This window comes from Neiella marina (assembly GCF_002165625.1).
GTDB classification, from domain to species: Bacteria; Pseudomonadota; Gammaproteobacteria; order Enterobacterales; family Neiellaceae; genus Neiella; species Neiella marina.
In genome coordinates this window covers 1-9,568 of the sequence record NZ_NGNS01000041.1, presented here as the reverse complement: position 1 = coordinate 9,568, position 9,568 = coordinate 1, and the positions used below count along the sequence as shown (strand labels likewise).

Annotated in this window: 4 protein-coding genes; all 4 read left to right on the top strand. The window is 48.5% G+C overall.

Translation table 11 applies throughout. From position 1 onward, the window contains the following. The coding region (locus CBE68_RS18515) for an AGE family epimerase/isomerase (RefSeq protein ID WP_198959876.1) at positions 1-434 on the top strand (434 nt) is incomplete at its 5' end. Then, positions 431-1,900 carry a glycoside hydrolase 5 family protein gene (locus CBE68_RS18510; RefSeq protein ID WP_087507708.1) on the top strand — a complete coding sequence of 490 codons (1,470 nt, stop codon included), beginning with the start codon at positions 431-433 and terminating at the stop codon, positions 1,898-1,900. The genes CBE68_RS18515 and CBE68_RS18510, both read left to right, overlap by 4 nt. A gap of 719 nt (positions 1,901-2,619) precedes the next feature. Further along, positions 2,620-5,862, top strand: coding sequence for a glycosyl hydrolase (locus CBE68_RS18505; protein WP_158100674.1), 3,243 nt, complete (start codon positions 2,620-2,622; stop codon positions 5,860-5,862). Positions 5,863-5,988: 126 nt separating this feature from the next. Beyond that, positions 5,989-9,087, top strand: coding sequence for a TonB-dependent receptor (locus tag CBE68_RS18500; protein WP_158100673.1), 3,099 nt, complete (start codon positions 5,989-5,991; stop codon positions 9,085-9,087). The last annotated feature ends 481 nt before the right edge of the window (positions 9,088-9,568 follow it).

Here is a 9,568-nt window from a genome sequence, read left to right as displayed (position 1 = left end):
ACGAAGAGCGGTTACAGCGTTTAACGCCAGTGGTGTTGAAGTTAGCGGATACCACATTGGCCGAAGGTATTGGCGAGCGTGGTCAGGTGCTCGACCAGTTTGATTGCATCAAGCGCACTAACCATCCTGAGAGCCACTGGTGGGTTCAGGCCGAGGCTTTAGTGGGGTTTCTTAACTTGTTTTATTTGACACGTAATGAGCAAGCACTGAAGGCGCTCGATAGGATTTGGCAATTCATCAATCAATACCACAAAGACCATGAGTTTGGTGAATGGCTATATCTATCAAAGCTTGATCAGCCTAGTGCTCAGGATTACTACAAAGCAGGCGGTTGGAAAGCGCCTTATCACAATGGTCGGGCGATGATGGCGATCAGCGAGCTAGTTGATCGGATTCGTATCGGCGGAGAAAGTTTAACAGTAGGTAGTTTATGAAAAAGCTGACGATAGCATGTCTGCTAGCGACTTTAGCAACCGCGCCAGCAATGGCATTTGATCACTTCATCAGCCGTGACGGTCATCAACTGAAAGATGGTGACAAGGTATTTCGGTTTGCCGGTATTCATGCCCCAGAACTCCATCGCATCGAAGATCAAGCGCGCGGTAAGTGCCCACAAGATCCGCGAGGTTGGGGGCAGTACTTTAAGTGGCCAACCGCTGAGGAACAGGAAAACTGGATTCAGTCATTGGTGTTAACAGGCCATAAGGCCATGCGGGTTTATGTGCTGTCGATCGCCACCGAGTGGGATGAGGCTTGTGAGCGCGAGACTCACATATTGGCTCCGATAACCAAAGACAGTATGCCAAGGCTCAACGAAGCAGCCATGGTTCACTATGACCGGATGATCGCACTATCAGATAAGCACGGCTTACGGTTGATTTTGCCCTTTGTTGACCATTGGAAATGGTGGGGGGGGCGCAAGGATTTGGCGGCATTCTATGATGAACACGAAGATGATTTTTACAACACCAATAGTAAAACCTATGCCGCCTATCAGAGCATTATTAAACAGGTAATCAACCGAACCAACACCATTACTGGTCGCAAATACTTTGAAGAAAAGGCCATCATGGCATGGGAAACCGGCAATGAGTTAAAAATGTCGACTGAGGATTTTGTCAGCAAAACAGCGGCGTTAATCAAAAGCCAAGCACCTAATCAATTGGTGATTGATGGCACTTATCTTAAGGTCAATGACTTTTCGTTGACCGACCCAAATGTCGACATTATTACCAATCATTTCTATACCGTTAATGGTAATAACAACCCTGATCAGGTGCTCAAGGACTTAAAGGCCATTGATGGCAAAAAGGTCTACTTCATTGGCGAGTTTGGTCTGGAAACCGCTGAATTGTTGAACTCAGTCATGCAGGCTGCGGTGCACCAAGATCACAACGGTGCGCAAGCTGCTGGCGCTTTGTTCTGGGGTTATCGGGGTCATCGCCATGATGGCGGTTATTATTGGCATCAGGAGTATACCGGCCACTACGCCTATCATTTGCCCGGAGCCGCTGAAAATTATCGTAACGAAGAGATGGCGATATCGGATGGAGTCAGGTTGGCCATCGCGCAAATGGACGGCGAACAAAACATGCGGCCACTACCTATACCGCAGCCACCGAAACTCAGAGCTATTGATACGCCCAACAACTTTAAGTGGCTGGGATCGCCGGTTGGCCGTTGGTATCGCTTTGAACGAGCCACTAGCAAAGCTGGCCCTTGGACTGTTATTGGCGATGGTATTTCCGATGGCCGCAATGGTTTCAACCCCGACACTGATGTGTTGTTTGCGGACCCAATGCCGCGTCAGTCTGGCCAAACATATTATTACCGGGTGACGGCCTTTAATGAATCCGGCCAGTCAACGCCGTCAAATGTAGCGACTTACCGTCAGCCTTAACTGAATTGCTATCACGCAGAAAGAGTGTGTTTCGTGTGCTAGTTAGCGCACTTCATTGGTGTAAGCCAATACTCCCCCTAAGACCTCTTCGTCTGGCCCGCATGTTGCGGGCATTTTTTTGTCCAGTCCCAGTCGTTGACTGTTGGTAGAATGAAAAGCTGTTCCATTGTTTTGTCATTCATGCGGGATGAAACAAAAACAACCTAAAGGTAAACGGTTACATTCATTCTGGGGGTCCGATAATGGTTGGTCGATGTTTAATCGTTATCTTCTGGTTACTCTACTCCGGGACTCAATTCGTTGCGCGACTGTTGCAAGCAGTCACTCGAGCTGGTTAACTTCAATAACTCGATGTTTATAAAGCGACATGGTTTGTTTTTAAATTAATTAAAAACAATTGGTTATGATATTTTTGTTAGATTTTGTGAAGATGATCAAGTGTTAGCCTTAGCTGACCATGATTGCGTTTTAATAGGGTGCTTAGCGCAGGGCTAACTGGGCTATTTCGTGACTCACTTCAAGAACTGAAGCAACCAACTCATTGCTTAATTGCAACATTGAAACAGTTTGTTTACCTTCACCGTGTTACTACAAAAATCGAAACCGGTTACGTCCAGTAGTTTGAGGCATTTCCGGTTTTTTAAGGGAAACAAGGTGAACCGGTTCATTTCTTTTGCGAGACTCGGGGGTCGGCAAAGGAAGCAACCATGAGGTGGAAAATGAAATTTAATATGAGTGGCAAATCGTCAATCACGTTGCTATCAGCTGCGTTATTGATGGGGGGCGTCACCGGTTGTGTCGATGGCGGAAGTGCTGATAACAAAGACTTCGAGTACACACCAGAAGAGCGTCCATTGGGAGTTCTCGCTGGTGAAGATGCAGAGTACGCACCTGGCACAGATATCACGATTAGCGGCCGTCTGACGGGTACCGTAACAAATGAAACACTGCTTTGGACTCAAACAGCGGGTGAACCACTAGAAGGCATTGATTGGACTTCTCCTGAATTCACGTTTGTTGTTGAAACAGTTGATGGCATCGAAACCTATGAATTTGAACTCGTCGCCCTAGATGGCGCCGGTGAGGTCGTCAATGATGAAGACGGCAATCCATTGATGGATGACGTCAAGATCACCGTGTTTGATCCGGACGCAGTGATTACCCTTGAGGCTGAAGAAGCACGCTTCAGTGCTGAATTAGAGATCGCCACTGAAGGGCATGAAATGTTCATTCCAGGTGCCAGCGGCGACGCTCACTTGTCTGACATGCTACCGGGCACTGAAGTGGTATTCGATGTTGAGATGGATGCTGAATCAGCAGGCCTGTACTCGTTGTATCTCAATTATGCTATCGGCGCAGGCTATGGCGGCAAGCAAGGTACTCTGAGCGTCAATGGCGTTGAGTACAGCCTTGATTTGCAAGAAACCGGCGCATGGGAAGAACTGCGTGTTGGTACGGTGAACTTTGAGCAGGGCACCACTGAAGTAACAGTGTGCTGTGGCTGGAACTATTACCGCGTTGACGCCATTAAGTTAGTGCCATCTTCTGGTGAAGCGCCGTTACTGCCAGTTCCTGCAACTCTAGTGAATGAAAATTCCACCGACGAAGCATATGCTTTGATGGAATTTATGGTTGGCCACTACGGTACCAACACTATTACCGGCCAAACCGAATACTCAGATTATGCCAACGGCAACTATGGCTTGCGTGATTACCAACGCGTCGTTGATGCCACTGGCGGTGAAGCGCCAGCCATTGTTGCGTTTGACTTCATGGATTACTCCAAGTCGCGTGATGATCATCCCGACAAAGACAAAGGCACTCTGACCGAAGACATGATTGCGGCGCAAGCCGACAAGAACGTTGTTCTGTCTGCGCTTTGGCACTGGGGCGCACCTTCTGGCCACGCCGAAGGTGAAGTAGGCCAATTCTACACAGCAAACACAACGTTCGATCTAGCCGCAACTTTGGCTGATACCTCAAGTGATGACTATGCCGCGTTGATTGCTGACATGGACATCGTTGCTGCTGAGCTGAAGAAACTTCAGGATGCTGGCCTTGCTGTCATTTGGCGTCCAATCCACGAAGCTGCTGGCGGTTGGTTCTGGTGGGGTGCAACTGGTGCTGATGCATACAAAGAACTTTGGATGCTGATGTATGACCGTTTCACAACTCATCATGGTCTCAACAACCTGATCTGGGCATACACCTTTACTGACCGTCTCGATATGGACTGGTACCCAGGTGATGAGTACGTCGATATCGCTGGTTTCGATGGCTATGTTGATGGTCACGATCCGGATGCGCCATTTGTTGGTCAATTCAATACCCTGAAGGAACACTTCAACGGTAAGAAACTGATTGCCTTGACTGAAACTGGTGCCGTGCCGAACGTTGAGTTCATGCATGAAACTGGCGCCATGTGGTCGTTCTACATCACTTGGAACAGTGATTCAGACTGGAACAACCCTGCGACTATCGGTCCTGCTGCAATGGATCCAGCGGTTATTGCTGAAAACTACAGCTACAGCGCGCTGGTCAATAACGACGATCTGCCTGGCGGTATCGAAAAAGCCGGAGCCGGTACTGTTGCCGACTTTGACCACACTGACGGCTTTGAAGCTCAAGTAAACTGGGGCCCAACCACAGGTTTGGCATACAGCTCTGCTTGGTCGAAGTATGGCGATAAGTCGATGGGCGTAAGCAAAGATCTGACTGCAATTGCTGATTTGGGTAACGTGGTTCTACAAACCTACCCTGTGATTGCGACAGATAGCCCAAGCACTCTGTCACTAACGGCCTATGCCATGAATGCTGGTGCTGACGTCAACGTTCACATGTTTGTCAAAGGCCTTGATGCTGATGGCAACCCAGTCGAGCAATGGCCAGAAGCAACCACCATTAATGGCGAAGCAGTTGAGTTAAGCCTAGATATCACTGGTTACACTGAAGTCACTGGTTACGGCGTGCGTTTCCAAAACATGGATGCAACGCAAACTGACGCTAGCTTCTTTATCGACTCAGTGATGTTGGATGACGAGCTGATTGCAGACTTCGAATCAGTTGAAGGCTATGAAGGTCAAATCAACTGGAGCGGTGCTCCGGGTCTTGCGACCTCAAAAGCTTGGTCAAGCGCAGGCGAACAAGCCATTGCCTTCTTCCGTGACCTAACTGAAGTTGAAGGTGCTACCGATGTCATCATCCAAACTTACCCAGAAGGCGGTATTGACGTCAGCATGTACGACTCAATCACAGTTGATGCCACAGCAATGAATGCTGCCGGTGCGCAAGTGATGCTGTTCGTCAAAGACCAAGATGATGCTTGGACTGATAGCGGTGCAGTCGATGCAGACAACGTTGAGTTGACCATTGATCTGACCGAAATCGACCACTTGAATGGTTTTGGTATTCGCTTCATCAACTTCGATGCGGCCTCAACGGATGCCAAGTTCTTTGCTGACTACGTTCGCTTCAGCAACGCTGACGGTGACACCACTTACGATGACTTTGAACAGCTCAATGGCTGGGAAGGTCAAGTCAACTGGGCGCCAACTTCAGGCCTGACTCCTTCAGAAGATTGGGGTGTTGATGGCACTAACTCAATGAGCTTAGTGAAAGACCTGAGTGCGGAAACTGAGCCTGGCAACGTTGTCTTGCAAACCTACCCTGGCTTGCTGCTCGAAGATGGCCTAACTGCTATCAAACTGACCGCTTACGCCGAAGGTGCTGGTGCTGATGTCAATGTTCACATGTTTGTTAAAGGCGTTGATGCCGATGGCAACGATGTAGAGCAATGGCCAGCTGCAGTCAATGTTGACGGTGCACCAGTGGCGCTGATGCTCGATATCACTGGCTACCAAGAAATCAAAGGCTACGGTGTCCGCTTCCAAGGTTTGGATGCGACCGCAACTGAAGCCAAGTTCTATGTCGACAGCGTGATGCTCGAAGCATCTGCAGAGTAACAGCAACCAGCAACTAGGAAATTATTCTGTCGGGGGGATGTCATTTGTCCCCACCCTTACCCCAGGGGAAGGGCTCAAGGAGAGGTGGACAAGTCCCTCGACAGAACATAAATGAGGCTTATTAAGATGGCTCAATTAGAGAACAAATTTAAAGTTAGTCTGCTGGCAGCAAGTGTTGTCGCAGTACTATCAATGGCTCCAACCGTATCTGTCGCGGCAGAAGTCGCCGCTGACGAAGAAGCGGAAGTAATTCAGGTCCGCGGTATTCGTGGCTCAATGACCAAGTCGGTAATGGACAAGCGTGCCGCTGACCAAGTGATCGATACGATTACTGCAACCGATATCGGTAAGCTGCCGGATACCACCATCGCTGATTCATTACAGCGTATTACCGGTGTTTCGATTAACCGCTCCGGTGGTGAAGGTTCATCGATTAGTGTTCGTGGTACCCCTCAGGTAATGACCACGCTGAACGGTGAACAAATGCTATCGGCTGGCTCAATTACGACGATTCAGCCGAACTTTGATGATATTCCATCAACCATGGTCAATGGTTTGGACGTTATCAAGTCGATGCAAGCGAAGACCATGCATGGCGGTATGTCAGGTGTTGTTAACCTGAAAACTGTTCGCCCTATTGATATGGATGAAGGCTTAACCTTCTTAGCTAAAGCCGCCGTTGCAGATGGTTCTATGGGCGACGACACTGATACTAAGTTGGCATTATTCACGTCTTATAACTGGAATAGTGACGTTGCCGCTTACATCAATGTGTCTCGCGACGAGACTCACTTGGCAGATTACACCGTTGGTTCGACCGGTAATGACTGGGGCTTTAACGCCAGCGAAGCGACTGGTTTCGTAGTTGATGAAGTTGACGCTAACGGCAATGGCACCACTGACGATATTTACTACGCCTTCCAAGGTCACGCTGCCAGCAACAAGTTCATCGAGCGTGAGCGTAATGGTATTAACGGCTCGCTACAGTGGAATATCACTGACAGTTTGCAACTGACTGGTGATGTGTTCTACACCGATATGGAAGAGTACGAATACATTGCGGCGTTCAATGCGTCACAAGACTGGTCGGGTGTTACTGGCTGGTTCACTCCAGATGCCGACGGCTACACCGCACACGACAATATCGTGCTGAACTCAGATACTGGCGAGTATGAAACTCTAGACGGCGCGTACAACTCGTTCCATGCCGGTACCTTGCAAGCTCGCCGTACCATGACTCACTCAGAAACGCATTACACTGAGAAAGAAGCGGTTAACACCAACTTGCAGCTTGATTACGATGATGGTGACAAGATCAAAGCATCGATTCGTTGGGTCCATGGTGAAGCGCGTGAAGACCAATCACAAAGCGTGATTGATTCATACTTCAACTCTGGTGAGCAGGGCAACCGCTTTTATCTGGGAGAAGGTGGTGTACCAATCAGCCCATCTAACCCATGGGGTTATCAGGGCCAGTGGGCTCAGCTACCTGATGGTACTCCGGTAGAAGATTCTCACTACATGATCCCAATTCATGTTCGTTATGGCAGCAAGGTTCATTACTCCATGCCAACCATGACAGTAACTGAAGCCGATGGTTCGATTACTGAAGAAGTGTTGGGTAGCAATGTTGATCGCTACAGCCTGACCTCAACCAACTTGCAAGGTTACTACTCAGATGCTGAGTTAGACGCTTACCGTTTTGATGTGTCGTATGCGTTTGATTGGGACCACTTGGTATCTGTTGATTTCGGTGCTCGTTATGCCGAACGCGATGTTGATACCGAAGGTTGGTATGGCGTGATGCCAGCGACCAATGCCTATGGCGACCCATTCTTGGCTCGTTGGAAGGACTCTGAGATTGGCGCGCCGTTTACTGGTGAATCATACATTGCGCCAATTTCATTCAACGATGAAGTATTGGCAGGCAAAATTAAAGCCATCAATGACTTCGAAGGTACTACCGGCTTGGGTACCTTGTACTTCGTTAATCCGAAGTCGATGAACAACCCAACCAAGTTCCACGAAGACGTTTATGGTGTGCCGAACTATGAAATGCTCACCAATGCCAATACCTATGACTTGACCGAAGAAACCACCAACTATTACCTGCAAGGTAACTTGGATGGCGAAGTCTTTGATTTGGCTTACACCGGTAACTTTGGTTTCCGCTACGTTAAGACTGAGTTCGATATTAACCAATACGAAAGCACGTCTGATACCACTTACGAGATTGATGGCCAGACCTACATCGTTGGTGGTGGTCCAGGTTCACCAAACCCAATCGGTCCAGTGGTGAACACTAAGCGTGATTATCACGATTGGCTGCCATCGCTCAACTTGTCGCTGGAAATCACCGATGACATGAAGCTACGTGGTGCGTTCACTAAAACTGTGACTACTCACGATGCCTTGAACTTGGCCGGTGGTGTCACCATCAACCGTGACAAGAGCTGTAACGTGACGGCTGCTAATGGCGACACAGTATTCTGTGCCACCGGTGCGAGCCAAACGGGTAACCCATACTTGGATCCATGGCGCTCGAAGAACTATGACATTTCTTGGGAATGGTACTTCGATGATTCTGGCATCTTCAGTGTTGGCGCGTTCTACATGGACATCGAATCGTTCATTAGCCAAGAAACTGTCTACCTGCCACAGCCGGATAGTGATGGTGTAGTCCGTGGTTACGACGTCAATACCGGTGAGTTTACTGGTGTGACGCCTACCACCACTAAGTCAAACGGTGACGGCGGTACCATTAAAGGTATGGAAGTTGGCTATCAGCAGGCGTTTGATTTCTTGCCTGGTATCTGGAGCGGCTTTGGTGTGACAGCTAACTACACCTACTCGCCAAGTGACAGTGACTCTCGAGATTACGATGGCGACGAAATGCCAATCGCTGATAACTCAGAGCACACCTCTAACTTGGCAATCTGGTATGAGAAAGATGGTTTGCAAGCGCGGATCGCTCACAACTATCGCTCTAAGCAGTTCAAGTGGATCGTCAACAAAGCACCGTACTCATTTGCTCGTTGGCAAGACTCTACTCACTATGTTGATGCATCAGTGAGCTATGACTTCAATGAGATCGTCACAGTGATGCTGCAAGGCACTAACTTGTTCGAAGAAGAGCAAGAGCAATACCTGCAGTGGAAAGACTTGGTCGATAAGCGTTTCATCAACGAACGTAAGATCCAGTTGGGTGTTCAAGTGCGCCTCTAAGGGCAAGGATGAACAACTCACTTAACCGTTAAGGCCCCGTTTGGGGCCTTTTTTTTGCTCTCAATCCATCTTCACTGATAAAGAATGTCGTGAAGGGGGGGAGCAGTCGGTTAGCCCAAATAAACAATTCTTCGTAATGGCAATTTGTGACTTGCATCATACGTCTGATGTTTATAAATATAGCATTATTTGGCTGTTCTTGCTTAAGGCTATAAGGTTGTAGCTTTTGAGATTCAAACAGGGAACTGTTCGCTGAAGCATGGCTATTCAAATGGGTCGCTATGTCGCTATGTCGCTATATCGCCAGTTGGCTCTAGTCGTATCAGTTTTCCCTTCAGTATGAATTTTTCGAACATTCATTCGTTTAACAAAGAGCGCTGGGGGATCCCCTCATAATTCTGGCATCCCTGTTTGGTGAATTTGCTTGATGTAGTGCCCGATAGCCCACCGTATATCTGCGCTGCTGATAGGGTAATCTCGC